This is a genomic window from Novipirellula rosea, from assembly GCF_039541335.1.
Lineage (GTDB): Bacteria > Planctomycetota > Planctomycetia > Pirellulales > Pirellulaceae > Novipirellula > Novipirellula rosea.
Genome location: NZ_BAABGA010000064.1, coordinates 172,846 through 199,330, shown reverse-complemented (window position 1 = coordinate 199,330; position 26,485 = coordinate 172,846). Strand labels below are relative to the sequence as shown.

Here is a 26,485-nt window from a genome sequence, read left to right as displayed (position 1 = left end):
CGCTCCGCTATCAATGCCACCCGTTTGGGAGATAACGCCGATTGGATCGTGACGAAACCATGGCTAGCGCCAAAACGGCTAACTCGATCAGCAGACTCCATTTGGGGGGCGGTGGCGGGCTAGCGATCACTCTGGGCTGAGAGCCACTTTTGGGCGTCCATCAATACCAGAGCGTTGCTTTCCGCCACAATCGCCTCGTCCTGAATGTGCAATGCCAACGGACTGTGACGCGAAACAAGGATGTAGCGAACCGCGTAGTGGTCGATCAGATCTTGCTGTTCCCAGGGCGATTTCGTCTCAAAAAAACGTTCGGTGTCCTCGAGTCGTTCGCGTTGGCCTGGGCTGAAAAGTTCCAAATGATTGGCCGCCACGATGCGGCCCCCAAACGAAGGGACCGGCCACCCGGTCTCCATGTCACTCAAAACGACGTCGCCTGGTTCTATCCCTGCGAGCGCCGTTTGGTAGGAGGTCCAAATCCGCGGCTGTTTGTCTTCACGCTTCAGCAGCGGAGCGATCAGCGGACGCGCCAAATAAGGTTCCGACACGATGGCATGAAATTGCGGCAATGCTCCGTACAGCAAAGCGACAATAAACAACACCTGCGTCAGCGATTGGGCGTTACGACTCGCCGATCGAGACAGCAAGCCACCTAGCATTTCCGTCGACCAACCTCGCAGCCCCTGCCCGACACTTACGACCCAGTATCCCACCGCGATACACGCGACCGGGGTGGCCGCCAAAGGCAACCGAGCCAGCGAAGCCGACTGGGCGAGCCAAGAGACGATTCCCAAAACGATCACCACCCCGCTGACCGCCAACGACCATCGAACCAGCGGCTCACTGCGATACGGCAACGCCAATAACGTCGATAAATAAACCGGAGCACACCACAGAAAAAACATTCGCTGCAAAATCGTGGGGTTGAACCAGTACCATGGATCGTGGCCACCAGTGGCCGCATCGATAAACCGGTACCAGGGCCACACGATAGACAAGCCAAACGAAAGCACGCCGACGCTGATCACGATCACCGCCATCCGGCTTCGCGATGACGCGTCCACCGCTAGGATTAGCAAGATCACACCGATGGCGCCGAGCACCCCAGTCATGCCGTGGCTAAGTACCGAGATGGCCAGCGAAACAGCGGCCACTACGACCGCGATCACCGTCGCTGTGATGTTGGACGATCGGACTCGCCACAACAGCCTCCAACACAAAAAGTTCAACAGCAGCGAAAAAGCTGATGGGTTGACCATGTGCCAAGGCAAATCGCTCAGTGCAAAGGAATTGGCGTAACCCGGTGCCTCGCCATACAGTAACACGACGCAAATTCCCGCGGCCAGCGAAATCGACGTCATCGCAAACCCACGCAGGAACCACCAAAACACAGTAAAGAAACCGAGTGTATTGAGCACTGCCGCAATGCTTAGCGCTGTGTAGGGCGTGATGCCGGTTTGCCGACACAAAATCGCAAGTCCGACCGAATAGGGCGAGTAGCGGATTGATGGCTCCGCGGTAGCGTAGGTCGGATTTCCGGGCGTCCACAAGTTGTCGCTCAACGTCAACACCGCCGCATGATGCTCCCATGCGTCGGCGAGCAACATCTCGGAGCGAAACGGAGTGATGCAAGCGACGTAGATGGTCAGCACGAGACAAAAGGCGACGTAAGCAAACCATCCGAAACGTGCACCGCGGCAAGGTGAGTCGTGGGAGGATGTTTTCATTCGGCTCAATCTACCGAAATCTGAAACAGCGGTGGTTGATTCTCGTAGAGTGAGTGGCCGACAAGTCCGTAATGCGCGGACACCCCAAATTTCATCGACCAGTATCGAGTCGGCAGCCGCGAATTGGATGGCTGTAAACGCTGCAATTGCAATTCGTCGGGATCCATTCGCCGCCAAACTTTGCCGGGCACGTACAGCCAGCCGTCATGTAGCAACAACTGGTCGACGTAGGGATCGATGGTCGACAGTTTTTGTTGACGAACCGCCGTGTTGTCGTCGGCCACGGTGTACTGCATCAAACTATTGCCGCCGAGCGAGGCAATCAGATTGCCATTGTGACTGAAGAAGGCTTGGCGTCCGAAGGAGGATGTATTCAAGAATTTTGAAACCGAAACTTGACGCGTTTGCAAATCAATTTCCAGTGCTCCCTTCAATTCGCTACGCCCGACGAACACGGTGCTGTTTCCACCGGCAGAATTGAAGCGATGAATCCAATTCGGTCGAAACGCGGTTAGCGGATCAGCGGCCGATTCGGCTGCCGGTCGACCTTCCGCCGCCAACTTGGCTTCAAAAAAGAGGTCGACCGATGGCTTGCCCTGCTCGTCGATCTCCAGCACGCCACACCACGCCCGCTTGTTTTCTCCGAAACTGCCCACCGCCAAAGCGCGGCGCGGCGATAATCCGAGCAAGCAAATGCCACGGTCATAACCCGGCAAATGATCGCGAGCATTCAAGGTGGCCAGTCGCGTGCCATCGGGTTTGAATGCCACAATTCCCTGGCCGTGAGCAAACAACCAGATGCATTCTCCGTCCCAGCTGACCTCCCAAAACAATGCATGTTTCCAGGTCGCGTCCGACAGCTTGATTTCTTGCAGCACTCCCGGTTCGTGCATCACAAAAAATTGATCCTGCGTCCAGAACGCATCACAGTGCTCGCCGCACTTGAGCATGCCTTTGATTTGCGGCGGCGGATTCGTACTCGGTTCGCCTTGCACCGTCAGTGAAATGGGATCGAAACGCATCTGTCCCAGCGATTGCTCGATGCCTTTCCACGCAGGCGTTGGAAAAGGAACCGCTTGATACCGCTTTCGCGCCATCGCGAGGTTGGTTTCCAGCGGTTTCAGCTCGCGATCGTGAATGCGGCCAAGTGACTTGATCTCGGCGAGCTGCGATTCCAGTGCGTCGATGATGGGCAAGGGGTTTTGCTTCCCGAAAATCGTCAAACGTCCGTAGTGACCATACAGCCGGACCACGGCACGATCCGACTCGGTCAGCCGTTCTAAAAACGTCGTCCATTCGCGTTTCGCTTGATCCACATGATGATGGAAGTCGTTGGGCGAGACACGGTGAAACTCGTTGTTCGCCAATGCTTTCGCCTGCGGATCGGTGGTTTCGCGGATCGAAGTTTGCAGCGATTGCCGCCGGTCTAGGAACTCGGCATGGTCCGCTCGCGTTTCCGACGCAAAGTCGCGACTCATCACCCCCATGACCAGCGAGGAAACGTTGGCATCGTCTGGTAGGACACGGCTAATCGTGTCCCACAGCGATTCGAGTGAATCCTGGTTGTAATGATTGAAAATGACGTCGTTACAGGTGTGCAGAACCAGCGGGTATTGCCAGCCATAAAACGGGTCGCTTAGGTGGGGCGGAAGCACGCGGCCTGGCTCGAGTTCGTTAACTGCCGCGTAGACTTCACGGATGAATCGGCGCTGTGCAGTACAAGCGGGTTGCAGTGCACTGTGTCGCGAGATGTCGTCGGGGATCGGCCCCACGGCACCCTGTTTGTACCACATCTGTGATTGAAACAGCCCAATCGCATCGCCCCGTTTGATCCGTCGATTCTGGATCAAGAACTCGAGGTGATCGAGTGCTCGGACGTAGTCGTCGGCAGCACGCTGCAGAATCGCTTGGCGATGTTCTGCAGGCGACTTTTTCTTGAACCAATATTGATCGATATCACGAGTGAAATGATATTGCAGTTCACTGATCACAAGTCCACGCTGCAGAGCGTCTTGGGGATCAAGTACAAGTGCCGCCTCGCGAAGCGAGCTCGAGCGGTCCCAGTCGCCGAGTTCTGCGAACCGCTCTGCATGCCGCAGCAAAATCGCTTTCTGTAAATCCGTTGTTAATTCAGAGTCGTTTTTACTTCCCATCGTGGCCAACTGTTTTGCAAACGTCTTAACAAACCAGTCGTCGATGTGCCGGAGTTCAATCGACTTGTCGATCGTCTCTGCGTCAGCAGCGTTTTTCGTCAATTCAATATGCAAAGTGACTTTGCGTGGGGTGTCCGGCTTCGTCTGCTGGATCGTGTAGCTGCCCTTGACGATCATCGCGATCGGCCGCCGAAGCCCGTCGGAAAGTGTCACCTGTTGTTCACGCAAAATCGCGTTGGCTTCTTCGATTTCGACAACCGCGACGCCTGGGTAGGTTGCCAGCGAGTCGCTTAGCAGGTTGCTGAAACGAGATTGCAGATGGGAAAATCGTTGGCTGAAGTCTTCGGACAGAAACGCAGGCACCGCGACGATCGTATGGATTCCGCTCGTGAACCGCTGGTCGATCTCGTCAACACTCGCCGCTAATTGCTCGGTCAATTGCAGGAGGTTCTCCGAGAAAGCAAACGTTTGATGAGCCAATCGCACTCCCCGATTGGCATCGCAAACAACGGCTCGCAGCAGAGGTTTGCCTTGTTCCTGCAGCATCGAGAGCACCAACAATCGGTCCGCGTTTAACGTTTTTCCAAGCTGCAAGCGGAGTTGGGGATGATCGGCTTGCAGGATCTTGGCGAACTGCAATTCACGGGTCGCGTCGCGGAGTCGTTCGCGATCGACCAAAGCAATCGACTCATCTTGGGATAGATGAACGTTCAGCAAATCGGCCAAACCGCTCTTGAGCACCTCGCCCGATGCAATCACAGCCCACTGTGAACGCGGGTTGGCGGCAGGATCACTGGGCGATGTTTCCGCAAACACGCTGGTCAGCAGGACCAGGTTCGCAGCGACCGCTATCATACCATTGAAATATTTCACGCTTTTACCCTCGCTCGGAACATTCTCGACCATTTTAGCCGAGCCAGCAAGCAAAATGCGTAAGCGAAGTCATGATTTTCGTGCGGCAACCGACGTAGCGAAGCCCGTGCGTGAGTTTCGGCCCCAACCAATCACGAAGCGATATTGGGCGTCTTCTCCGATCGTCGTCATCGGCGGTGAACGGCACTTGCTACCGGAACAAAAATTTGGCTACCTTCGGGTAATGTTTCTGTAGCGTCTCACAAACCCGAAATCAGGGAAACGACTTCAATGTACTGTGTTCACTGTGGTGCCGATGGGGCAGCGACGTTCTGCGCCAAATGTGGGCAACGTCAGGAGCCGCTCGTTGGGGATGACCCACCGTCAGCCGAATCCAGCGACTCGATTATCGAAGCCGTAGATAACAAGGCTGCCGTTATTGAGGCCGTGATTCATTGGACAGACTCGATTCAATACGAAACCGTACTTGCGAGCGACGATGCGCGGAAACGCATCACGTTGGCGGCGCGTGATTCTCGTCAAGGAGTCACGGGGGAAGACTTATTGGCAGTGTTCGATGCCGTGTCGCCGATCGGATTTTCGCTCGTCAAGCTGAGCAAAGTCATTCTGCCGATCTGTGACAAACTCGGACTCAAAACGGATCGTCACGCAACGGAGGTGTTTTTTGCACCACCAGGGCGGGTGCTGTTGGCAACCTTGTGTGCGTTGGCGGCAAAGTCGTTGATGATCGCCGAAGTCCACCAGGACATCGACAAGTGTTCGCTGACAGCGGAGTTGCCTTCGACACTGATCACGAACTGTGGCAAGCTGCACCTATTGCTCGAAGAGAGCGATGGATGCGTCCAAGTCTCGGTGGCGACTACGATTTCGGCGCAGTGGTATGACTGGGGTAAATCAAAGCGTTTGATCGCGGAGATCTTTGCAGCAATTGACTCCGATTTGCACCTGCAGCAATCCGACCAACGCGCTGCCTAGTTCAAGATTATGGCGACGGCTACGAACGTAGCGAAACTCGCCAAGCAACCAATTCGTTCCACCCACGCCAGCCCGCGTGACCGACCGGCATAGGCGTGCCGAAGGCCTAGCGTAAAAATTATGTTGGGCGGCACTACGACCACCCGTGCCAGTAGTCGACGCCGTACTTTCCAGTCCAGTTTGCATTGCGAATGGACCAACCATCCGGGCCGAGCCGAGCATCACCGCCAGCGTCAAACCCCACGAATCCAGTAGACGGCATCACATGCGGGAAAAGCGATTCAATACGCCAGACAATGCGAGACGGATCACCGGTGTGTCGAACGCGAACGCGCAATTCACCATTGCAGTGCGTATCCGCGTCGCCATTTGACGAAACAGCGCCAACGTCGGTGAGGAGATTCTGCACGCCAACAACGTAGGACGCGATCAAACGCGGACAGCCGTCCTGCTCGAACGAAGCCAGTCGAGGTTGAATCACGGATGATGCCAATAACGCGAGAAAGTCGGCGTCGGGCATGTGTTCGTCGCGTTGTGTAGGCATTTGCCTGTGCCGCCCAACGGAGTGATGTACGACTCGGTGTCGTACTTTACGGGGAGGAGGCCCCACGCTGGAGTCTCCTTTTTGTTTGCCCCCGATTCTATTCCATTCTTGCTGGCAAGGTACTGTGGGTTGCTAATAAGTCGGTGTGTAGGAATTGACCTTGCGAAGCATCGCTTGATTGATCAATCAAGCAAGCAAAGCTGAATTTACAGGAAGATGAGGGACAGGAAAATGGTCAGCCCCCAAATGCAGCATCTTCATTTTTCTGTCACCCATTTTCCTGTATTCTCCCGACCGTGTAAGAAAGCAATACTCGGCGAAGCATTTAAGCGGAGTGCTGCGATGCATCGAGCTGTACTCCCCACTAGCGCTTCATAGTGTCACGCGACGTCGCGTTGACGATCCGGCCGCCTCCCGCCACGAAGCGGCTCGCCTTGAACATCGGTTTGGGATCAGGCTCGTTCCTCGTTGCCCCAAACCCTAAGTAAGTTAGGAGACCGGCGAATCAAAGATATTCGCGGCACAACGCGGCAATTTGCGTTGGGGCAACGTCAACTGTGAACGTGTGTTCGGACGGGGATTGGTCAAAACCAACACGCAGAAATCGCACAGTGACGGCCGAATCTCCATCCGCGTCAATCGTAATGCGGCGACCATTGAAAAAGTCGGGGTAAGAGGAGTAGGGAGTGACGAATGCGGTGAACATCGAAGATTTAATGAACAACCCGCGAATTTCGGGCATGTCAATCAACGTGGCGATCACGTCACGCACAGACGCTAGAACGAGCCGATCGACAACAAGTTTGTCGAAGCGAGCGAGTGCAATTTGCCAAGTTGCGTCCCAGGGCTGCGATGATGCTTTGTCGGCAGCCATGAGATTGCGGTAGGGTCGCACAACGGAAGGTTTTTACGACATCGTCGCCACCGAAGCGAAGATAGTCTGAATCTTTTTTTGATTGTATAATGAAGACGCGGTCGAATCCACGGCGAAGATGTCCCCGAAGGGGCTTAGCGTAAAAACCATGTTATGTGCCCCTGCGCATTGGAGTGAATGATGAATCTTAATTTGCCGAGTGACATCAATGCGTTTGTAAAAGCGTTAGTTTCTGAAGGTCGATTCGATTCGGAAGAAGCGGCGATCATTGAAGGCGTCCGGATGTTAATGGGGCGTGAACAGTTGAAAGCCGAAATTCAAGTTGGTATTGACCAATTAGATAACGGTCAGCACCTAGATGAAGAAACCGTATTCGCAGAAGTGAACGCAGAAATCGACCAGGTCGAATCTACGCAGCAAGGAAGCTGATCTTATGCCGAGGCTTCGGTACTCCGCACAATCGAAAGACGATTTGAAACAAATCGCTCGATTCATTGCCAACGACAAGCCCGATGCTGCACGGTGATGGGTTTCCAAGCTTCGCGAGAAATGTCGACTCGCATCACAGCACCCAGAGATTGGAGATGAGCGCCCAGAACTGGGCGAGGGAATTCGGTCGACCTACCTGGGCAGCTACGTGATATTCTTCCGATGCACCAATGGATTCGTGGACGTCGTCCGTGTCATTCGTGGCGACGTCGACAAACCAAACATCTAAGGGCACATAACGGAAGGTTTTTACGTCGCCGTTCTCAAACGAAGTGAGCGATGCCTGAACTGCCGGAAATTGTACCAAGGAGATGGCCCGTTGCCAAAGAACCAAGGTGTGCCGCAGGCCTAGCGTAAAAACCATGTTGTGCGACCTACGGTTCTGGGATGCCAAGATCGCGACAAATCTTCCGTGCGAGGTGATCTGAGATTTCGCGATGACGAGGAACGGCTGAACGTGCACCGTTGACCGGATGCCCCCACCATGAATGACTGCCGCCCTCACGGATCAGGGCACAGCCGCAGTCCAACAGATGCCGGACCAGATCACGACGTTTCACGGCTGGATCGCCACTTCTTCATAGGCCGCACCAGCGGCCTTTCGTGCATCCTCGCGGTTCATCTCGATTGCCTCGGCAAGCGCTTCACGCAGATTGGCGATCAGTTCGTCACGAGTCGCACCCTGCGAGTTCACGCCGGGTACCTCTTCGATCCAGCCGATCCACCATTCGCCATCTTGACGAATAACAGCATTGTAGTGTGGAGTAAGCATTGGGGGTCCTTGAAGCAGGCCGCGCAACGGAAGGTTTTTTCGACACCGCCCTAAACGAAGCGAGCGAGTCTGAACTACCAAAAATTGTACCAAGGCGAGCGACCGTTGCCAAAGGACGAAGGTGTGCCGAAGGCCCAGCGTAAAAACCATGTTAGCCGCCGTGCGAATCCCAGTACGCGGTCAATAACCCCGCAATGTCCTCCGGGTAAGCGTAGAATTCAGCGTCCAGTTTTTCAAAAGCATCTTCATTAGCGTCGGTGATCGTCTCAAGTTCGCCTTGCCGTGTGTCACGATCTTGGGACGGCACCGAACGAGGGAACAGCGCACACGCACGGCGAACAATTGCAGCACAGGCGGACGCACCAATGAGCTCGAGTGCCTCGATTGTGTTAGACGTTAAGTCGCCAGCGGAATTGAAGAAGAACTGATCGAAGCCGCCATTGTTGAGTTCAGCCTCGAACCACCAAACTGCGTGAAAGGTCTGTTCAGCGGGTGTTAGTGAACCGAAGCCAACCGCTTGCTCTTTGGCGGCAATGGTCTCGGAGACAGCGAAAAGATCGGCCATATTCTCAAACGCACTCGAGCGGCTAACGGAAGGTTTTTACGACACCCGTCCGCAATGACGCGGACGACTCAAGTGCCACCAAACATCTTACCAACAGTTCGCCGTTTGAACAAAGAGCGAGGGTGTCCGCGGGTTTGCACCAGAAGGTACGCGACCGAAGGGATCGACGTTCATCACCCTAAGACGTTCCAACGACGACAGCCGCGACCTTGCGTAAAAACCATGTTAGACGACCGGTGCCTGGGGCCATTTGTGGTGCAAATAGCCGACCATTTCGTCGTTGCCATTGTAAATCTCGAAGCGGTGCCGAATATCGTGAGCGGCCAACGCATTGGAAACACGCTGGGCATCACGGGTCATCGTTTCAAGGGTATTGCCGTCCGCGTCAATCGTCGGTTCGCATATGTCGCCGCCGTAGGATTGGAAAACGAAATGGTCGCAGTCTCGAAGACGGATTGAGTATTGACCAACGTAAACGTCGAAACCCGCGCCTTGCATGATGCGTGCCATTTCGGATTTGGACGGCCATTGGTCAATGCCGCCACTGAGAAAGATGCCGTCGTCCATCTGCTTTACGGGTAGGTCGCCTAACGGAGTTATGTACGCCTCGGTGTCGTACTTTATGGGGAGGAGACTCCACGCTGGAGACTCGTTTTTGATTTCCTCGATTTTAATCCATGTTTGTTGGCGAGGTACTGCTGGTTGCTGCAAATTTCGTTCGGTTTGTGGAATGGGTTTCCAGCTCCCTAGTGCCCTCTTTGCGAAACCGCAGCCAGCTTGTTTGCGATCGCGACGGTCTTGTCCGGAGCTTTCCGCTGCAACAATCAGCAACCGCTTACTTCGGTGGCACACGTTGAAGGAGTCTCAAATACCGGCCGGTGATCTGCATTTGCAACATTTTGAAACAATTGGCGGTGGCAAACCGCTCTTGCTGCTCTCGTGTGAGCCAGCGGAGTGATTCGCTCCACTGCTCCTCAGGCGGAATCGAGAGGGTCACAAATCCTGGTCGCTCCATCGTCGCAATGATGCCGGTGAAATAGATCGGACGATCTCCGTTCTGCACGGCGATCGTGACTCGGCTCGACAACAATTCGCCTGCCGAATCGTACTCGGGTTTGAAATGCTGAGTCGCGGCAAACGTTGGCGGGGTGCCAGTCAATTTCTCGCGAGAGGAACGGACGCAAAGCACTTTTGACAGCCGAATGTGGGACAGCCGAATCGTCGCTCTGTATTTATTCGTCTGTCCCCCCATTCGTCTGTCAGAAATCAATCGTCACTGCCTATGTCCTTCGCATACTCTCGGGTTCCACGGCGGGTTGCCGATGAAGCGGTTTGCTGCGAGTGAATGGACGCAATCGGCTTGGAAAGCCGAGCGACTATGGCTGTCGCCGGTGCCCTGGTCCTTGGGCAAGCAATTCGTAGTCTTAGTCCCGTCTGCTCTCGCTCCTTTTGACTGGAAGACAGTCGGAGAAGATTACGATCAAGGATCAGTAGCAGGCAAAGCCTGGAAGTTTTGAAATGACTCAGGCCACGATGCGCTGTTACTTGACCTCCAATACAACTCGCCTGCTGGGTCGTGCTTGGAATTGCTGCTCTAGGTATTGATGGTTCGTTGTAGATGCTGTTTTAAGAACGTTTTCAGTTTCCGGCTCCTGGCGTGTTTCAGTTCCGTCAACCGCAGTGTCACTTCGGCTTGCTCGGTTGCCGCCGGCTGCACGGCACCGTTGAAACCGAGCGCACTGAGCTGATCCATGTCCACCGCTTCGTGGGGCCCCGCCAATGTGACCTTCAGTGATTCAGGAGTTTTGGTCTCGACCTCGGCCCAATTCTTTTGCTGGCCTTGCGGACGCACGACGACTCGGTCGGGGGCGTCAAATCGCAGTGAATTATCACCGGCGACATTCTCGAGCAACTTCAAGATCATGTCGGCCAACTCAATCGGCCACTCAGGTTCGGTGTCGGCCGGGAAACCTTTGCCCAACGAGTGCCAGCGTCGTCCGAGCACCTTCCACGGATGAACGCTGTCGTTGGTCTCCGCCGCACTCACCTCGTCCCGCTCGACCTCGCCATTGGTCGAAGATTCCGCTGCGGCAGGTTTGCTGGATTTTTTCTTCGCTGTCGCTTTCTTCTTCGTGGCTGTTTTCTTCGTAGCCTTCGGTAACGCTTTGCGTTTCGCACTGGCGGGCACCTTGTGCCCCAAGACCTCGGCCAAAAACGGCGCGGTCGACGAGACGACGGCGCCTCGTTTCGTGTTCGTGCAGGTAGCCGCTAACGCTTCGGGCGTTCCTTCGAAAACGATCTGACCGCCTTCGACTCCCGCGCCTGGCCCCATGTCGATAATCCAATCGGCACATTTGATTACGTCCAGGTTGTGCTCGATCACGACGACGGTGTTACCCATTTCGACCAATCGCTGCAGTACCCCCAACAGCTTTTCGATGTCGTCAAAGTGCAAACCGGTTGTCGGTTCGTCCAAAATGTACAGCGTTCGCCCTGTCATCGGGCGTGCCAGTTCCGCCGCCAACTTCACCCGTTGTGCTTCACCGCCCGAGAGTGTCGGTGCCGATTGACCGAGCGTGACATATTCGAGTCCGACGTCACAGATTGTCTGCAGGATCCGCGAGATCTTGTCATGTTCGGCGAACAAATCGAGCGCTTCGCCGCATTGCATTTCCAGCACGTCGGCGATCGAGGCGCCGTGGAATTTGACTTCGAGCACATCGGGATGGTAACGGCGTGAATCACATTCCTCGCAAGGCACCCAGACATCGGGCAAGAAGTGCATTTCGATCTTCAATTGCCCGCTGCCTTCACACGTGTCACAGCGACCGCCAGCCACATTGAAACTAAATGTTCTTGCCGTGAAACGTCGCTCGACGGCTTCAGGTAGCTCGGCAAAGACTTGGCGAATCAAGTCAAACACGCCGGTGTAGGTTGCCGGGTTACTGGTCGGGCTATTGCCCAGCGGCGATTGGTCGACCTGGATCACTTTGTCGATAAAGCGAACGCCTTCGAGTTTTTCGTAGCGACCGGGGCGAACGCGAGCACGATGCAGTCGTCGAGCCAATGCGGGGTACAGGACGCCTTCGATCAACGAACTTTTGCCGCTGCCGCTCGGGCCGGTGATCGCCGTCAACACGCCCAGCGGAAGCTGCACGTCCACGCCGCTGAGATTGTTCTCTCTCGCTCCGGTGATCTTTAACACCTGCACATACGCCGAGCCATTCGCACCAAACGTGGGCCGGCGGTGCTCTGGGGTCGCAATCGATTTAGTGCCGTTGATGTAACCGGCGGTGACCGATTGGTCGACCGGCAGCACTTTGGTTGGTTCGCCGCGGGCGACGATGCGTCCGCCGTAGCGGCCCGCGCGGGGGCCAAAGTCCGCCAAGTAATCGCTACTGGCAATCACGTCATGGTCGTGCTCGACCACCAACAGCGTGTTACCAAGGTCACGCAATCGATGCAGTGCTCCGATCAGTCGTTGGTTGTCGCGTGGATGCAGCCCGATCGTTGGTTCGTCCAGCACATACAACACGCCACACAGCCCGCTGCCCAATTGGGCGGCCAAGCGAATCCGCTGCGCTTCGCCGCCTGAGAGCGTTGCGGCTCCGCGGTGCAGCGTCAAATAATCGAGTCCCACATCCAATAGGAAACTGATTCGCGAGGTGATCTCACGCGCCAATTCGCCCGCGATTTTGCGTTCTCGCTTGTCCAATTTCCAAGTCGCAATGTGTTCAGCGAGTCGAACCAGCGGCATGTGCACGATATCTGCAATCGTGTGTCCACGCCAACGCACCGCTGCGGCGTCCTCTTGCAATCGTGATCCATCGCACGCGCTACAATCAATCTCGTCAACAAATTGTTCCAACTTGCCACGCAGTCCCGGCGTCAAACGTGCTGCTTCGGCCAGTGCCGGATAAAAACCTTTGAATTGGTAGCGGAACACGACAACGTCTTGTTTGGATGTCGTTTTTGTTGCCGTCTCGCGATCACTTTCACGGACTTCGATCCATCGTTCGCCCGAGCCGTGAAACAAGATCCGCCGTTGGCTGACGGTCAGATTGTCAAACGGCACATCAATTGGAATTCGCGTTTGACGAGAGAAAGCACGCATCATCCACTGCGATACTGCCTTATCGACCGATGGCCATAGCAGCGACGCTCCTTCGAGCAGCGTTGCGGTCGGTGACGAGATCAATGCCGCCGGATTAGTTCCCGTTTGAGTTCCAAGTCCTTCGCACTGAGGACACCAGCCGACCGCAGAGTTGAATGAGAAATGGTGCGGCGTCAAGTTGTTGAACGAACGCCCGCAATCACCACACACCAAGTGTTGGCTATGCGTGACCACTTTCCACAACTTTTCATCGACATCGGCTTCGGCAAACCCGACTTGCAACACGCCGATGCCGAGCGACAAGGCTTGTTCGATACTGTCACTGATTCGTGATCGATCCGATTCTTGAACCACGATGCGGTCGACCACCACTTGGACTTCGTGGCGCTGTCGCGCGTCGAGCATCGGGGCGGTGTCTAGCGATGTGGTTACTCCATCGATTCGCACCCGTTGGTATCCGGTACTGCGAAGCGATTGCCAGGTGTCTTCGGACGCCGGCCCCGACTGCACTTCGATTGGCGCCATCAACATGGCCCGCGTCCCCTCGGGCAGTGCCATGATCTTGTCGACGATTTGGTCGGGCGTCTGGGTGCCCACGGGCACTTGGCAATCGGGACAATACATCGTCCCAAGCCGAGCCATCAAAATCCGCAAGTAATCGTAGATCTCGGTCACCGTGCCGACGGTACTCCGCGGCGAATGCCCCAAATTCTTTTGCTCTAGCGCCACCGCCGGCGACAGCCCTTCGATCCGTTCGACTTTGGGTTTCTGAACTTGGCCAATGAATTGGCGAGCGTACGAGGACAACGATTCGACGTAACGGCGTTGTCCTTCGGCGTAGATCGTGTCCATCGCCAACGAGCTTTTGCCGCTACCGCTCGGGCCACAGAACACCGTCATCGCGTCGCGCGGAATCTCGACGTCGACCGATTTCAAGTTGTGCTCGGTCGCACCTTCGACCAATACGTGCGTGTTCGTACTGGCCGTCGTCGTGATGATGCTTGACAGGATATTTTCGCTCGCTTTGGTCGCCGTCTTTCGCGGTTTCATGCCCAGCGATTTGGCGATTGCCGCGCCGGTGTAACTGCCGTCGACCTTGGCAACGTCCGCGGGACGACCTTCGGCCACGACCAATCCGCCACCGGCGCCCCCTTCGGGACCCAAGTCGATGACCCAGTCGGCCGTTTTGATCACGTCGGTGTTATGCTCGACGATCACAATCGTGTTGCCGCGGTCGGCCAGTCCGTGGATGACCTTTAGCAGCAGTTCAATATCGGCAAAGTGCAATCCCGTCGTCGGTTCGTCCAGCACGTACAGCGTGCGTCCGGTTTCCCGTTTGCTGAGTTCACGCGAAAGCTTGATTCGTTGTGCTTCGCCACCGGAGAGCGTTGGCGAGGGTTGCCCGAGTTTCAGGTATTCCAATCCAACGTCGACAAGCGTTTGCAGTTTTTCAGCAATCTTGGGGATGTCTTTGAACAACGCTAACGATTGTGAGATGTCCATTTCCAGCACATCGGCAATCGATTTGCCTTTGAACTGGACGGACAACGTTTCGCGGTTGTAACGGCGTCCTTGGCAAACGGGACAGGTCACCCAGATGTCGGCAAGGAAGTCCATTTCCAGTTTATTCGCGCCGTTGCCATCACAGCCCGCGCAGCGACCGCCATCGACATTGAAGCTGAACCGGCTGGCGGTGTAACCGCGTGTTTTCGCTTCGGGCAGTTTTGCATACAGGTTACGAATCTCGTCAAAGACTTTGACGTACGTCGCCGGGTTGCTGCGTGGCGTACGTCCGATCGGCGATTGATCGATCGCGATGGTTTTGTCGAGATGCTCGAGTCCTTCGATCGTATCATGTTCGCCACTTTCACATTCCGCACCGTTCAGTGCGACTCGCAATGCCGGTTCCACAATCCCGCCGATCAGCGAACTCTTGCCGCTGCCGGAAACCCCGGTGACACAGGTGACCGTGGCCAACGGGATCGAGACATCGATGTCACGAAGGTTGTGAAAACGAGCCCCTTTGACGGTCAATTGCAGATTCGGGTCGATGGGGCGTAGCGTTGCCGGCGGATCGATGCTGCGTTTGCCCGACAAAAATTGCCCCGTCACGCTCTTGGCCGTGTTGGAAACGGTTTCTGCGTCTCCGGCTGCAACGACGCGTCCGCCTTTAATACCCGGTCCAGGCCCAAAGTCGACGACCATGTCCGATGCCCGCATCGTGTCTTCGTCGTGCTCGACCACGATCAAGGTGTTACCGCGATCGCGGAGCCGAACGAGCGTTTCGATCAAACGGTCGTTGTCACGAGGATGCAATCCGATCGAGGGCTCGTCCAAGATATACAGCACGCCGACCAGCCCGCTGCCGATTTGACCCGCCAAACGAATTCGCTGGGATTCGCCTCCGGAAAGCGTCGGTGCGGTGCGGCCGAGCGTGAGGTAGTCGAGTCCCACACCTAATAGAAAGCCTAGCCGCGTGCGGATCTCTTTGAGTGCTTCCGAAGCAATCTTGGCATCGGTGTCACTGAGCTGGATGTCGCTGAAAAACTCGATCAGTTCATCGATCGGCAATTCACACAGCGTGGGCAGTGAGGCTTTGTCCGTACCGGCTGCGGCAATGTATTTTTGACTTTTCGTGGTCAGCGTGACGGCGCAGGCTTGCGGGTTCAGCCGCTGTGAGTGGCAATCGACGCACTCGATCGTGTTCATGTACTTTTCGAACTGACGCTGTTGCATCTTGTTCTTGTTCGTACGGTAACGAGCCAGCAGTTCAGGGATGAATCCATCGAACGAATCCGAGTACGTCTTGGCTCGGCTATTGCCTTTCCAAGTGAATTCCAGCGAATCGTCGGTGCCCCACAACCAAACGTGCTTGGCTTGTTCGGGCAAATCTTGCCATTTGCCTTCGAGCATCGTGCCTTCTTTCAGCTCGAGCAGCTCGTCCATCGCCTTGGCAACGCCCTGATAGACGTGACGACGGTAGCGACCCATGTCGCCCCAAGATCCGAGCAGTTCGACGGCTCCCTTGCGAACCGATTTTGTTTCATCGGGAACCAATTGCTGAGGCACGAATGTGTACAGTCGGCCCAGCCCGTCACAGGCCTCGCACATACCCTGAGGACTATTGAAACTGAACAGTTGCGGCGTGGGCGGTTTGAAACTCTGGCCACACGATCCACAGGAATAGCGTGACGAGTAAAGCAGGTCATTGGACGGTTTACCGGCATCACGATCATTCGCTTCGGACAGCGAAACGACTACGCTCGATTCGCCAAGTTTTAGTCCGGTTTCGATCGCTTCGGTGATCCGGCCGCGATCGCGTGAATCGGGATCAATGCGGTCGACCACGACTTCGACATCATGGCGATGTTGGCGATCGAGATGCGGCGGGTCACTCAGCCGGATCGTCTCGCCATCGACGCGGGCGAGTGAGAAGCCATGTTTACGAAGGTCCTCGAACAGATCGCGGAACTCCCCTTTTTGCCCGCGGATCAACGGCGCCATTACCCACAACGTCGCTTCGCCAGGCAGTGACAAAATCCGCGAAACGATCGCGTCACGCGACTGGGCCGTGATTTCACATTGGCACTTTGGGCAATGTCCGGTTCCGACCCGGGCAAACAAGACACGTAGAAAGTCGTAGATTTCGGTGATCGTGCCGACGGTACTTCGCGGATTATTTCCGGTCGATTTCTGGCTGATCGAAATCGAAGGACTCAGCCCGCCGACAAAATCGACATCGGGTTTCGGCATTTGGCCCATAAATTGCCGAGCGTAATTGCTCAGACTTTCGACGTACCGCCGTTGACCCTCGGCGTACAGCGTGTCAAATGCTAGCGAAGACTTTCCACTCCCGGAAACACCTGAAAAACAGATCAGCTGGCCTCGCGGCAGGCTAAGGTTTACATCGCGAAGATTATGCTCTCGAGCACCTTTGACTGTGATTTCCTTCGTCGTCATGCTCGTTCAGGTGCCTCTTAGAACAAGGAATTTCCGTGTGAATCATCAACGCTATGACCATTCTCACGCAAGGGAAAGGGGGTAGTGTATCGGTTTTCACCGGGATTGTCCCGAGCGGCTCTTTTTGGGGTCGGGACACGGTTTGCCAGCGTCATTGGTGGGCGGTAGCCCATGATTTTAGGTGGTTTGGGATAGGTTGGTGCCCATGTTGCCAACCACGTGTACCCTCGTGAATGATCCCATGCTGAGTTAAAACAGTGGATTACTAACAGCTAGAGACGGGGATTGAGATCGAAATGGCAAAAGGATTGTTCACTCAGGGGATGTGCGTCCTGCTCCGTGAGCCGGTTTCGATCGCCGAATTAGAAGAGCGGCTGAAGTGTTTCGAGCTGGTCGGGCGTCACGAATCGATCGAGGATGACGATGCCCCGGAAACCTTGGTGATGAAATACCGCGAGGACGTGGGAGGCCATTTGTTGGTCACTCCTTCGCGGAGCACGTGGCCCGACGATATGGGCGACCCCGATGAATCGCCGGAACGATTTGTCGCTTGGTCGCTGGGCCAATTTGGGCCGCTCGCCTTTCCGGGATGTTTGCAGCGGGCGACCGAACAAACTTGGGGCTGGGAAGACGGATCCAGCGCGGTCAAAGAACACACCGCCCATATTCGTATTCTGATCAGCTATGTGCTTGGAGTCGAAGAAACGGGAGGCGAGGAGGATGAAGATATTCCGTTGGTACCCGAAGACTATGACCCGGTGCACGAGATGCAGTTCATCACCCGTGCGGTGACCGAGTTGCTGCAATTGCCGCAAGCGATCTGCTATTTCAATCCAGGGGGCGAGGTGCTGCGGGATGAAACCGGGCTGCGTCAGGGGCTGAATTATGCCTGGAGCCACGAGTTGCCACCGTTGGACATGTGGACGAACGTGCGGATTTTCAAAGCCGACGACGCTTGGACGCTGATGGATACGGTCGGCAATGGCCAATTGGATCTGCCAGATTTGGAAGCGGTTTATCAAGCGGATAAGTTCGAGCCGGCCGACATCGAGCGATTTTTGCGAAACGCGTCGCTCTATATGTTGACGTCCGATGAAGAGGTTGAGGACGGCGATACCGCTGATGGCCCTGGCGATTTGACCTGGCAGGCGCTCGAGTGCGAAGAGGCATTGTCGGATCCTCCGCGGCCAACGATTCGTTGGATCCCGCAAGATGGTGGCGAGCCGCCGGAAGAGTTTTTGGATCGCGGTCAGGCCGAAGACGAGTTTGACGAAGACGAACTCGACGAAGATTTTCTCAACGATGACGACGACGATCTTTAACAGCGTCCCGTAGCGAAACTCGCCAAGAGTTTCGGGCCGTCTTGATGGTATCCGGCAAACATGGCTCCAGCGGGAAACATGGCTCGACCGGGCGTAAGTTGCGGCGAACCCTGCGCGGCGGAATCATTCTCCTTATAATGGGCTCGCCCACGTTTGCTTGCCCCCCCCTCGAATTGTCCCGTCGATTTTGATCTGCAAGGAGGACCATCGTTATGCCGCTATTGATTCAGGGCACGGCGATTGTGATCCGTAACGATGCACTGGATCGTTGTTTGCCGGGCGGGGCTGCTGATTTTGCCTCGATCGCTCCGAACGCGATGAGCTACAGCGACGACCTGCTGTCGCAAGCAAGTTTTATGTCGCCGCTGGACGCGCATCGTTTTGCCGAACAACTTGAATTGTATGGACTCGATCGGACCAATGACATGGTCGATTTTGTGATGGTTCACTCACATGATCAAACTGCCGAACCCGACAATGACTGGCTGATCTTGTTCGAATACGAAGGCGGTTTGATCGCAACGATGCGAGGGAGTGAGAGTCGTAAAATCGTCGCTCCCAAATCATGGACACCGGGCGAGCAGCCTGCGCTACAACATTTGTCGGGCGAAGAGGTGCAATCGCGATTAGAGTTCGTTCGCCGCGATGGTAAAATCGATGTGTACCGCGACAAAGAAACCGGGCAATTGCTCTATCACACTCGACTGCATGAAACCGACGAAGAAATTTATGAACGAGCCGTGGCGGTGGTGTGGCAACACAATCGCAATCCAGGCGATCCGCCGGTGGACGCAGGTCAACAGGAAGAACTGCGAAACGCGATCGGGCAATTGCAGCACTTGATCGCGAAGCAACCTGCCGCATGGGGCGCCCACGTGATGTTGGGAAAAGCTTGGTTTGCCGTCGACGAACTCAAACGAGCTCGCGATTGTTTGCAACGTGCGGCGGATCTTGAACCTGACAATACGATGGTGCTCAAAGAACTCGCCGGCATCTGTTTGGAACAAGCGGATACCAAACAAGCGTGTCAGGTAGGCGAACATGCCGTCGCCGTCTCACCGGACGATCCCGAATTGCTTGGTAATTTGGCCGTCGCCTATTTGATTGATGGGCAAACCGCGAAAGCCGAAAAGACGATCGCCCACGCGAAACGGATCAAACCCGAGGATGCGGTCAATCAACACATTGGCAATCTCGTGTCCGACGTGATTCAGGGCCGTCGAGAATCGCCGCGCACGTTGCAGCAGATGATGAGTCCGCCAAAGCCAGCATCGTGGTACGACCGAGCCCGCCGATGGCTCGGACGATCCGAGTAGATGGGTGCCGTAAATGGATTTTCGATGCGAATCGAAAAGGGCCGCGGCGAAAGCGATTAGGCGGCTTTCAATTCGTTTTGAATTTGGCTTGAAACGCGGGCTGGCAATGTGGCGCTCTCGCGTCGAATTCCGTCGCTGCCGTAATAAATGATCGTGTTCTTGGTGAAGTCGCAAATCGCGGTCAATTTGACGCTACGAGGACCATGCAGGCAAAAGTACATGCCGCACGGTTTCCCACCTCGAATCACTTCCCGCTGAGTCATCGGGAACTGCTTTGACTCAAGATGCCCGAGTTCGCAAAGCCGGCGTTCGACGTTCGCACAAAGTGTTTGGTAGTCGACGCGAGTAGGCGTGATGCAGATCATGAGTTGCGTAGCTCGGGGGGAACGCCCAATGTTTCACACGGCCTGGCGATTGGGTGTTAGCACCGCGAGGCAGGGTTCCGTATCGGCGCAGAGTCCGCTCGAAAATTAGCAGTCCGGGCCCGAGTTTGGCTGCTAGTTCCGCATTTACTGTTAAAAGATATCGATTGTGTCGGTCCCGTTCCGAATGACACATTTCAATAAAAATAGTGATGCCAACTCGGTCAATTGCTATCCGGTTGAGTGATACGACCGAAAATATCTCGCAAGATTACCTGTTCTAGTGAGGCGTCACGACCGAGCGGGATCCAGCCGAGCGTCTGGGGGGTGTCATCGATGCGGTTTTGTTCACGTATCAACGTGCCATCGTGTCGTTTGTTCGACGCCGATTCGGTGGCGTATTGATTCCGATCGGTGTCCTCGAGATCTTTCTGGACAACCACTTCGATCACGTATCCGGCGCCTTGCGGACGAACGGTCACGATCGCGCGACGACGAATCGATTGCAGCGTCGATTGCAAACGTTCAAACCCAGGCGTGCTGTCCTTTTTCCAAGGCTCCATCAGCGATGCGCCGACTTGATAGGTGGTTTCTAGCCGACCATCCAAGACGATGCCGTCCGAGTTTTGTACCGGTTGTTCGCGAGCGATGCGAAAGTAATCGTCCATCGCATCGACGACTTGCGACCAAACGAATGCATCCGGAGCCGGAGGAAGTTCCAACGGGTTCGGGATAAACGTTTCAGGAACGTTTGTAGTCAGTCGGTGGGCGAGTTGGCCACAACCCGCCAGCAGTAGCGGAGCAAGCGAAACGCACAAGGCGTAAAGAGCAATTCGCTTGATCATGGGGGCGGTCTCAGAATGCGTAAACGTGATGCGTAAACGGGCGACGCTTGGATCAAGCCAAGACGATTGCGGTGAGAGGGGTGATAGTAGCGACCCGAGACCTGCTGCGGGTGAGCTGGCCTAGTTGGGGCGACGATGGTTCAGTCTAGAAGCGATTCGAATTGGTAGCGGAATCATGCGGACGCCATCCAATGCTTGTGGGCAATGGTTTCGCTCCCTCGATGTCCTCGGGAAACAGACTCCACACTTGCACTCGTTTTTGCATGTCCTTCATCACGTTCTTTTGTGAATCGGTGATCTTCTGCTCGCGAATTTTTGCACGGATTTCATCCTGTACTCCACTCAGCGGGCTGAACCCTGCTTCGTGGCGATCCAGTACACGCAAGATGTGGTAACCGGTCTCGTCCTCGATAATCTCGCTCATCGCATTCAGCGGCAGTGAAAAGATTTGTTGGTCCAGCACGTCCGAGGCCAGCGATCCTTTGGCGGTCCAATCATGCAGACCACCGGAACTGGCAAACGGCTCTTGGCTCTTGGCTCGAGCGACAGCTTGAAGATTGCCACCAAAGTAGGCTTCGCGTCCCATCTCGGAAATCGCCTTCATCGCTTCTTCGCGTGAAGCAAAGTTGCTGAACAGCACGGTTAATTGTTCCCACGTCGCCTCGGCGGGGTGACGGTAGTCGTCCAGATGATCGTTGTAGTATTGGTTGATGTCGGCGATCGAGACGGTCGGGTCCTTCTCGACTTTGCTGCGGATATAAAGGTGACCGAGCATGGCGTCGGTAAAGTCGCGTTGCCGAGACGCCAGCGAACTTCCCTTTTCACGAAGCAACGCATCGAGCTCGGCAATATCGGTGACCTTGTATTGCTTTTTCAGCTGAGGCAATTCCGATTCAAAAAACATTTGTCGTGCGCGTGCGGCAAGTGTTGCATCGGCTTCGGCACGTTTGTCAGCGGTTTGCGTTCCCACTTGGTCTAGCAGGAAACTCTCTCGCATCATCTTGTTCTGGATCGCCTGCGTTAGCATGCCTCGCGTTAGATTGATGCGAGCGAACCGAAGCTGGTCCTCGGGAACCTGTTGTTTCGATTTCGCCAGCACTTCGTTGATACGAGCGTCGACCTTGGGAGCGACTTCACCGTAATAAATGGGGCTTTGTCCCACCACCGCGATGATGGCAGCCGGATCATCGGGCAGCACGACGTTCTGTGCCGCCTCGACCTCGTCCCGAGTGGGGATTTGAGCGTGACATTCGGACCAACCGCAGGTCAATGCGATCAGCACCACGAGGGCGTCAATGAGCCGATGGGGGGCGAGCGGTTGCATTCCTTGCTCTACGCTGAATAAGTGTGGGGGCGAGACAATCCTATGGCTTGTAGCCCAGCGATTGCACTGAATGCAAGGTCAGAACCGATCGACCCCCAAGAAAATGTGCTCGTGAAGTCTGCCGCTCTAAACTAGATCGCCAGGGATTCGCTCGCCGCGGTCGTGCACCTGGGGGACCGGATGATTGATTTCGCCCGGCCGCAAGTGAGTTTTTTCGGTCAATAACCGCATGCTCTGAGCATGATAAAGATTTGGGATCATCGTTTCGCCGCGACGCAGCCGGTACAGGATGCAGCCTTTGCGGCGAACGAAATACATCCCATACACCTCGGCGACAAACAGTTCTCGCTCCATTCCCACGCCGACGGTTTCGACCGAATCCCCAATGTCGATGCCGTCTGACTCGACCGCCAGCCACAAACAGGGGCGAAGCCGAAAGCGGACCGAACCATATTGATAGTGGTAATAGGTGCCGTCAAAACGGTCTCGGCGAAAAACGCGTTCGCTGGGAATGCGGCGGGTCACGATCGCCACATCGTTGGGGTGAATGAAATCTTGCCCATCTTCGGGCCAACGCGGAAAACAGCCGTAAACGGGGGCACTAGGCTCGAGCATGATCAATCCGAATTTGGGGGCACTGGATCCAAACCGATTGTAGGACGATGGCCATCTTCGTCCAACTGCTTTTGCTAGCAGCTTCGCTTAAGACAATTGCAATGGGTTCGAGTGGGACGCGACGGTCCGCATCCACTTTTTCACTTGCTGTTTAAACGGCATGTAGCGGGCCAATTGCTGCGTTTGATACTGCAGCCGATGCCAAGCATGATACGAACTAGAGTGCGAGGTGACACCATAAATCACTTTGCCTTGCGTGTCCGTTTGTTTGCGTTTGTACGACGGTTCACCGTAGCCCATGTCGATCGTGCGAATCCCGTGTTGGGTCGCGTCACGCACGACACTTTTGAATAACGCGGTGCCAGGCGAGTAGATCGCAAAGCGTGGATCGTAGACGGGGAACCAGTAGTGCAGCAGATCGCCTTCGCGGATTCCATAATGAGCGGCCACTAATTGGTCGCCCGCTCGCAAGACCGACAGCATTCCATAAGCACCGTGGCGTGGTTTTTCGAACAGATGACGCAGCATCTTGTGCGGCCACTGCGGGGCGAACACATCGATCGGTTTGGTGCGGAGGTATTGCTCTCGTTTCAACTGGATCGTTTTGTCCAGCAGGTCTGCGTCGCGGCAATCGATCTCGAGTGAGATTTCCCCCAGCTCGCGAGCCATTTTTCGCGTCTTTTGCTGCTGTTTTTTCAGCGTCGTGTGGCTCTGTTCCATGCGGCGGAGCGTTGCTGGCGAATCATCGCCAAGTTGCAACGAGAAAGCATCGATCGTTTCAAAGCAATCTTGGTCCGCCAGTCCTGCGGTGGGACCGACCAGCGAATGGAAATGAAACGCCTTCAAATTCAATTCTTTTAACAACCACCGCCAATCGATTGGCGGAATATTAGCAGAGATAATATTATGTGCATCGTTGAAACATCGACCGACCGGCCAAGCAACACCGCGGATTCGGTGAAACGCCCATAAGCCGACTAATTCGTCGCCACGGCGAATCCGAGCGATCTCGACATCGCCCCCCCGCGCCGCATCGGCCGCCGCGACGAAGGCGGGCGAGAAGAAAGGACTGGCGAATTCAGGCTGCAACTGACGCAAACGCTCCCACCCTTGCAAGTCCGCTTCGCTCAATCGCGAAAAGGGGACGCAATCAGAAAGTGGTTCTGTAGAGGGGGTGGTGCTGGTGGGGGAACGCATCAAAGGGGCGCTTGCATCGGTTTGAATCGAGGGGGATTCATGGATTCGATGAAAATCGGAGGACAAAGCGGACCTAGGGAGCGCAGCAGGATTTGCGGCAGAGGATTCAGTAGACGACGACACAACAATCGTTTGCTATACGGCGGCGCACCGCGACGCTCCCATCGAGACATTGGCGACGCAAAAGAAGGCGTTTTCAGGAAAACGCGGTCGCTCAAGGGATCTAGTCTAGTTGCGGACCTAGCAGCGTCAATCAATCATCGCCCCACAATGCCGCCGACTTTTGTACCAAACGGGTGGGGGTGTAGCTGGGTTTAACGTAGCCTAGGCTTCCAGCCTGGGTTCGATGTGGTCCCCAGGCTGTAAAAGCCTAGGCGACGAGTTTCTGGTAGCTCATTGCGCGGCGGGGACTCGTAAATGAGTCCACGAGGGACGATTGTTATCTTCCGGTCGCCTTAAGCGGCGTCGTTGAACAGCCGACCGCCGCCACGTTCTCGTTCTTCCCCGTCACTCGATCGGCGATAGGTTCGAGGTGTATCCATTCCTGCCAACAACCTCAGGATCTCTTGGGAATGGCTAGCCAAATGGTACTGACATACAAATAGCGACACGGCGGCTTGGTGGGCTGCGGTGATAGTATGAGCGACCGATTGGCTGCGATCTGCGAGGTCGATTTCGCCGGCCCTTCGTAGTTTTTCAATCAGCGTCGTACCGGATGCGGGTGCCTGAGCGTCCGACATCAGTTGCTCTCGCCGTTCCACCATGTTCTCGAGACGTCCGACCGCTTCGAGCAATTCCAAGCCGGTCTCTGCGACCTCGCTGGCCATTGCGGCTTTGGTTTGGATCCGAGAATTGGCAATTAACTGCTGAACCGTGGTGGCCACGATTTCCAGATCGTCGACGTAATCCGCGACGCGGTTTGCCCAAGTTTGGTTTGTTTGCATGATGCTACGCGCTGCGGCTCATTTGAAATAATTGGTACATCGGATCGGCGATCGAGCTGGCCGAGGCCTCGGTCAAATCCTCGACGATCAATTGATCCATCTGCTGCTGGAACACTTCCTCGGTCCGGCCGCCATGCATGTAGGCTGGCTTGCCGACCGTTTTCCGCATCGAATCGAGCATGCTGCCGAACAGCGTTTGGCCGACGAAATCGGTGAACGCTTCCTGCGTCTCATTAGCGGGTTTGTCGGGCTGTTTGGATATCGCGTGTTGGTCCAACGGCGAAGACGTCGAAGCCAAAGGGGATGACGATGGAAAGTTCATAAGATCACGCGTTTTCCGAAGGGGCGTTTTATTGAAAGGCGACTTCGTCGTTTATTGAAAGACAACTTCGCCATACAAGTCACCTTTGGCCTTGAGCGTTTTGATGATCGCGATCAAGTCCGAGGTCGGTACGTCGAGTGCATTGAGTGCATCGGCCAAATTCTTCAGCTTCGCGGTATCACGTTCATCGATCTTGTCATCGACTCCGACCAATCCGCCCACGCCGCCTGCTTCGATTCGCAGATTGCGGTGGGTGACCAAAACCGGCGCGACCTCGACATCCTTGCCGATCACCACGATGCCCTCGCGTTCGTTGATCACGACGCGTGATGAGTGGCTGGCGATTTGGATCGGAAGATTCAGTAGCAACGAGATGAATTTGATCGGGTTTTCTTGATACAGTTCAGGGATGCGAACCTGCACGTGCAGTTGATCAATCGCTTGTGCGCGGGGGCGATTGTTGCGTGACCCAGATCCGCTACCGGCGCGACCGGAATCGCCAAGTGTCAGTGCCGACAAACTGTTGACTTCGTCTTCGATCCGCTGCGTGTTGTCAAAACTGGCGAAATCACGTTCCAAGATCAGCGTGATCATGCCATCCTTTTGGAATGACGCGGGAACGGTCGCTTCCATCTTAGCGCCACCTTGAACCGTACCGGTGGTCGCGGGGCCATCGACGCTGACCTTCACGCGGCCTTGGGCCACCGCATACACCGTCGGGTTATCAGCGCGTGGACCCAACATCGGCGTGAGCATCAAATAGCCACCCTCGAGACTCTTGGCATTGATCGCGTTGACGGTGACATCGATCTGGTCGCCGGTGTGCGAGCCGACCGCGGGAATGCGTGCGGTGACGAAAACCATCGCAACGTTTTTGGCATCGGCAACATCTTTCAAATCGAGTTGCCCAAGTGAATCGACTGCCATCGATCCGCCCATCAATTGCATCATCCGCGATAGTGCACGCGCAGTCGGTGCGGCGTCACTATCGCCCGTCCCACGCAGGCCCACGACCAACCCCAGACCTTGCAATGTGTTGATCTCTTGCCCCTTCAGCCGGCACATGTCGCCAAGCCGAAGCGTTGCCGCATCCGCCGGCAGTGCCGCGACGCAGAGTGTCATCATGATGGCGATGGGAGCGAGAATTTTCATCGGAAGCCTAGTGCGTTTGGATTCATTGCGATTACGCGGCAGT

General features: G+C 55.5%; 23 protein-coding genes. 5 read left to right on the top strand and 18 right to left on the bottom strand.

What is annotated here, in order from left to right; translation table 11 throughout:
* Positions 1 to 119: 119 nt before the first annotated feature.
* The gene (locus tag ABD971_RS23700) at positions 120 to 1,724 is read right to left on the bottom strand and encodes a hypothetical protein (RefSeq protein ID WP_345326145.1); all 1,605 of its coding nucleotides are present in this window, start codon (positions 1,722 to 1,724) and stop codon (positions 120 to 122) included.
* Positions 1,725 to 1,729: 5 nt separating this feature from the next.
* Positions 1,730 to 4,750, bottom strand: coding sequence for a hypothetical protein (locus ABD971_RS23695; RefSeq protein WP_345326143.1), 3,021 nt, complete (start codon positions 4,748 to 4,750; stop codon positions 1,730 to 1,732).
* Positions 4,751 to 5,020: 270 nt separating this feature from the next.
* On the opposite strand from ABD971_RS23695, the gene ABD971_RS23690 reads away from it, so the two are divergent.
* Positions 5,021 to 5,725 carry a hypothetical protein gene (locus ABD971_RS23690; protein WP_339946390.1) on the top strand — a complete coding sequence of 235 codons (705 nt, stop codon included), beginning with the start codon at positions 5,021 to 5,023 and terminating at the stop codon, positions 5,723 to 5,725.
* A 133-nt stretch (positions 5,726 to 5,858) separates the two neighbouring features.
* Here ABD971_RS23690 and ABD971_RS23685 read toward each other — a convergent pair whose 3' ends face one another.
* Together ABD971_RS23685 and ABD971_RS23680 are read right to left on the bottom strand one after the other, a co-directional pair.
* Positions 5,859 to 6,269 carry a hypothetical protein gene (locus tag ABD971_RS23685; RefSeq protein ID WP_345326140.1) on the bottom strand — a complete coding sequence of 137 codons (411 nt, stop codon included), beginning with the start codon at positions 6,267 to 6,269 and terminating at the stop codon, positions 5,859 to 5,861.
* A gap of 505 nt (positions 6,270 to 6,774) precedes the next feature.
* Positions 6,775 to 7,143 carry a hypothetical protein gene (locus tag ABD971_RS23680; RefSeq protein ID WP_339944035.1) on the bottom strand — a complete coding sequence of 123 codons (369 nt, stop codon included), beginning with the start codon at positions 7,141 to 7,143 and terminating at the stop codon, positions 6,775 to 6,777.
* A gap of 180 nt (positions 7,144 to 7,323) precedes the next feature.
* Between ABD971_RS23680 and ABD971_RS23675 the strand changes: the two genes are divergently transcribed.
* Both ABD971_RS23675 and ABD971_RS23670 read left to right on the top strand, forming a co-directional pair.
* A complete protein-coding gene (locus tag ABD971_RS23675; RefSeq protein ID WP_345326138.1) occupies positions 7,324 to 7,572 on the top strand; it encodes a ribbon-helix-helix domain-containing protein in 249 nt (82 codons plus the stop codon).
* 148 nt (positions 7,573 to 7,720) lie between these two features.
* Entirely contained in the window at positions 7,721 to 7,861 is a 141-nt protein-coding gene (locus ABD971_RS23670) for a type II toxin-antitoxin system RelE/ParE family toxin (protein WP_345326254.1), read from the top strand.
* 145 nt (positions 7,862 to 8,006) lie between these two features.
* Here ABD971_RS23670 and ABD971_RS23665 read toward each other — a convergent pair whose 3' ends face one another.
* The 6 genes from ABD971_RS23665 to uvrA form a co-directional block, all read right to left on the bottom strand.
* Entirely contained in the window at positions 8,007 to 8,192 is a 186-nt protein-coding gene (locus ABD971_RS23665; RefSeq protein WP_339944028.1) for a type II toxin-antitoxin system HicA family toxin, read from the bottom strand.
* Positions 8,189 to 8,404 (bottom strand): type II toxin-antitoxin system HicB family antitoxin, encoded by a 216-nt coding sequence (locus ABD971_RS23660; protein WP_339944026.1) that lies wholly within the window; start codon positions 8,402 to 8,404, stop codon positions 8,189 to 8,191. Before ABD971_RS23660 ends, ABD971_RS23665 begins: the two co-directional genes overlap by 4 nt.
* A 151-nt stretch (positions 8,405 to 8,555) precedes the next feature.
* Positions 8,556 to 8,969, bottom strand: coding sequence for a DMP19 family protein (locus tag ABD971_RS23655; RefSeq protein ID WP_345326135.1), 414 nt, complete (start codon positions 8,967 to 8,969; stop codon positions 8,556 to 8,558).
* Between the two features lie 225 nt (positions 8,970 to 9,194).
* Positions 9,195 to 9,536: a hypothetical protein gene (locus ABD971_RS23650; protein WP_345326133.1), complete on the bottom strand. Its 342-nt coding sequence runs from the start codon at positions 9,534 to 9,536 to the stop codon at positions 9,195 to 9,197.
* Positions 9,537 to 9,804: 268 nt separating this feature from the next.
* Positions 9,805 to 10,158 (bottom strand): hypothetical protein, encoded by a 354-nt coding sequence (locus ABD971_RS23645; RefSeq protein ID WP_345326131.1) that lies wholly within the window; start codon positions 10,156 to 10,158, stop codon positions 9,805 to 9,807.
* Between the two features lie 405 nt (positions 10,159 to 10,563).
* A complete protein-coding gene (gene uvrA / locus ABD971_RS23640) occupies positions 10,564 to 17,043 on the bottom strand; it encodes an excinuclease ABC subunit UvrA (RefSeq protein ID WP_345326129.1) in 6,480 nt (2,159 codons plus the stop codon).
* A gap of 296 nt (positions 17,044 to 17,339) precedes the next feature.
* Here uvrA and ABD971_RS23635 point away from each other — a divergent pair, with 296 nt between their 5' ends.
* Together ABD971_RS23635 and ABD971_RS23630 are read left to right on the top strand one after the other, a co-directional pair.
* The gene (locus tag ABD971_RS23635; protein ID WP_345326127.1) at positions 17,340 to 18,365 is read left to right on the top strand and encodes a DUF4261 domain-containing protein; all 1,026 of its coding nucleotides are present in this window, start codon (positions 17,340 to 17,342) and stop codon (positions 18,363 to 18,365) included.
* 212 nt (positions 18,366 to 18,577) lie between these two features.
* Positions 18,578 to 19,681, top strand: coding sequence for a tetratricopeptide repeat protein (locus ABD971_RS23630; RefSeq protein ID WP_345326125.1), 1,104 nt, complete (start codon positions 18,578 to 18,580; stop codon positions 19,679 to 19,681).
* 56 nt (positions 19,682 to 19,737) lie between these two features.
* Here ABD971_RS23630 and ABD971_RS23625 read toward each other — a convergent pair whose 3' ends face one another.
* The 8 genes from ABD971_RS23625 to ABD971_RS23590 all read right to left on the bottom strand — a co-directional run bounded on the left by ABD971_RS23625 (position 19,738) and on the right by ABD971_RS23590 (position 26,442).
* On the bottom strand, positions 19,738 to 20,046 hold the full coding sequence (locus tag ABD971_RS23625) for a hypothetical protein (protein ID WP_339944013.1): 309 nt from the start codon (positions 20,044 to 20,046) through the stop codon (positions 19,738 to 19,740).
* A 221-nt stretch (positions 20,047 to 20,267) separates the two neighbouring features.
* Entirely contained in the window at positions 20,268 to 20,888 is a 621-nt protein-coding gene (locus ABD971_RS23620; protein WP_339944011.1) for a hypothetical protein, read from the bottom strand.
* A 145-nt stretch (positions 20,889 to 21,033) separates the two neighbouring features.
* Positions 21,034 to 22,212 carry a peptidylprolyl isomerase gene (locus tag ABD971_RS23615; RefSeq protein WP_339944009.1) on the bottom strand — a complete coding sequence of 393 codons (1,179 nt, stop codon included), beginning with the start codon at positions 22,210 to 22,212 and terminating at the stop codon, positions 21,034 to 21,036.
* A gap of 126 nt (positions 22,213 to 22,338) precedes the next feature.
* Positions 22,339 to 22,827: a hypothetical protein gene (locus ABD971_RS23610; protein ID WP_345326122.1), complete on the bottom strand. Its 489-nt coding sequence runs from the start codon at positions 22,825 to 22,827 to the stop codon at positions 22,339 to 22,341.
* A gap of 87 nt (positions 22,828 to 22,914) precedes the next feature.
* Positions 22,915 to 24,024, bottom strand: a complete 1,110-nt coding sequence (locus ABD971_RS23605; protein WP_345326120.1) for a GNAT family N-acetyltransferase — start codon at positions 24,022 to 24,024, stop codon at positions 22,915 to 22,917.
* 455 nt (positions 24,025 to 24,479) lie between these two features.
* Positions 24,480 to 24,968 (bottom strand): hypothetical protein, encoded by a 489-nt coding sequence (locus tag ABD971_RS23600; RefSeq protein ID WP_339944003.1) that lies wholly within the window; start codon positions 24,966 to 24,968, stop codon positions 24,480 to 24,482.
* 4 nt (positions 24,969 to 24,972) lie between these two features.
* Positions 24,973 to 25,290, bottom strand: a complete 318-nt coding sequence (locus ABD971_RS23595) for a rod-binding protein (protein ID WP_345326117.1) — start codon at positions 25,288 to 25,290, stop codon at positions 24,973 to 24,975.
* 51 nt (positions 25,291 to 25,341) lie between these two features.
* Positions 25,342 to 26,442: a flagellar basal body P-ring protein FlgI gene (locus ABD971_RS23590; protein WP_425571355.1), complete on the bottom strand. Its 1,101-nt coding sequence runs from the start codon at positions 26,440 to 26,442 to the stop codon at positions 25,342 to 25,344.
* Between the last annotated feature and the right edge of the window lie 43 nt (positions 26,443 to 26,485).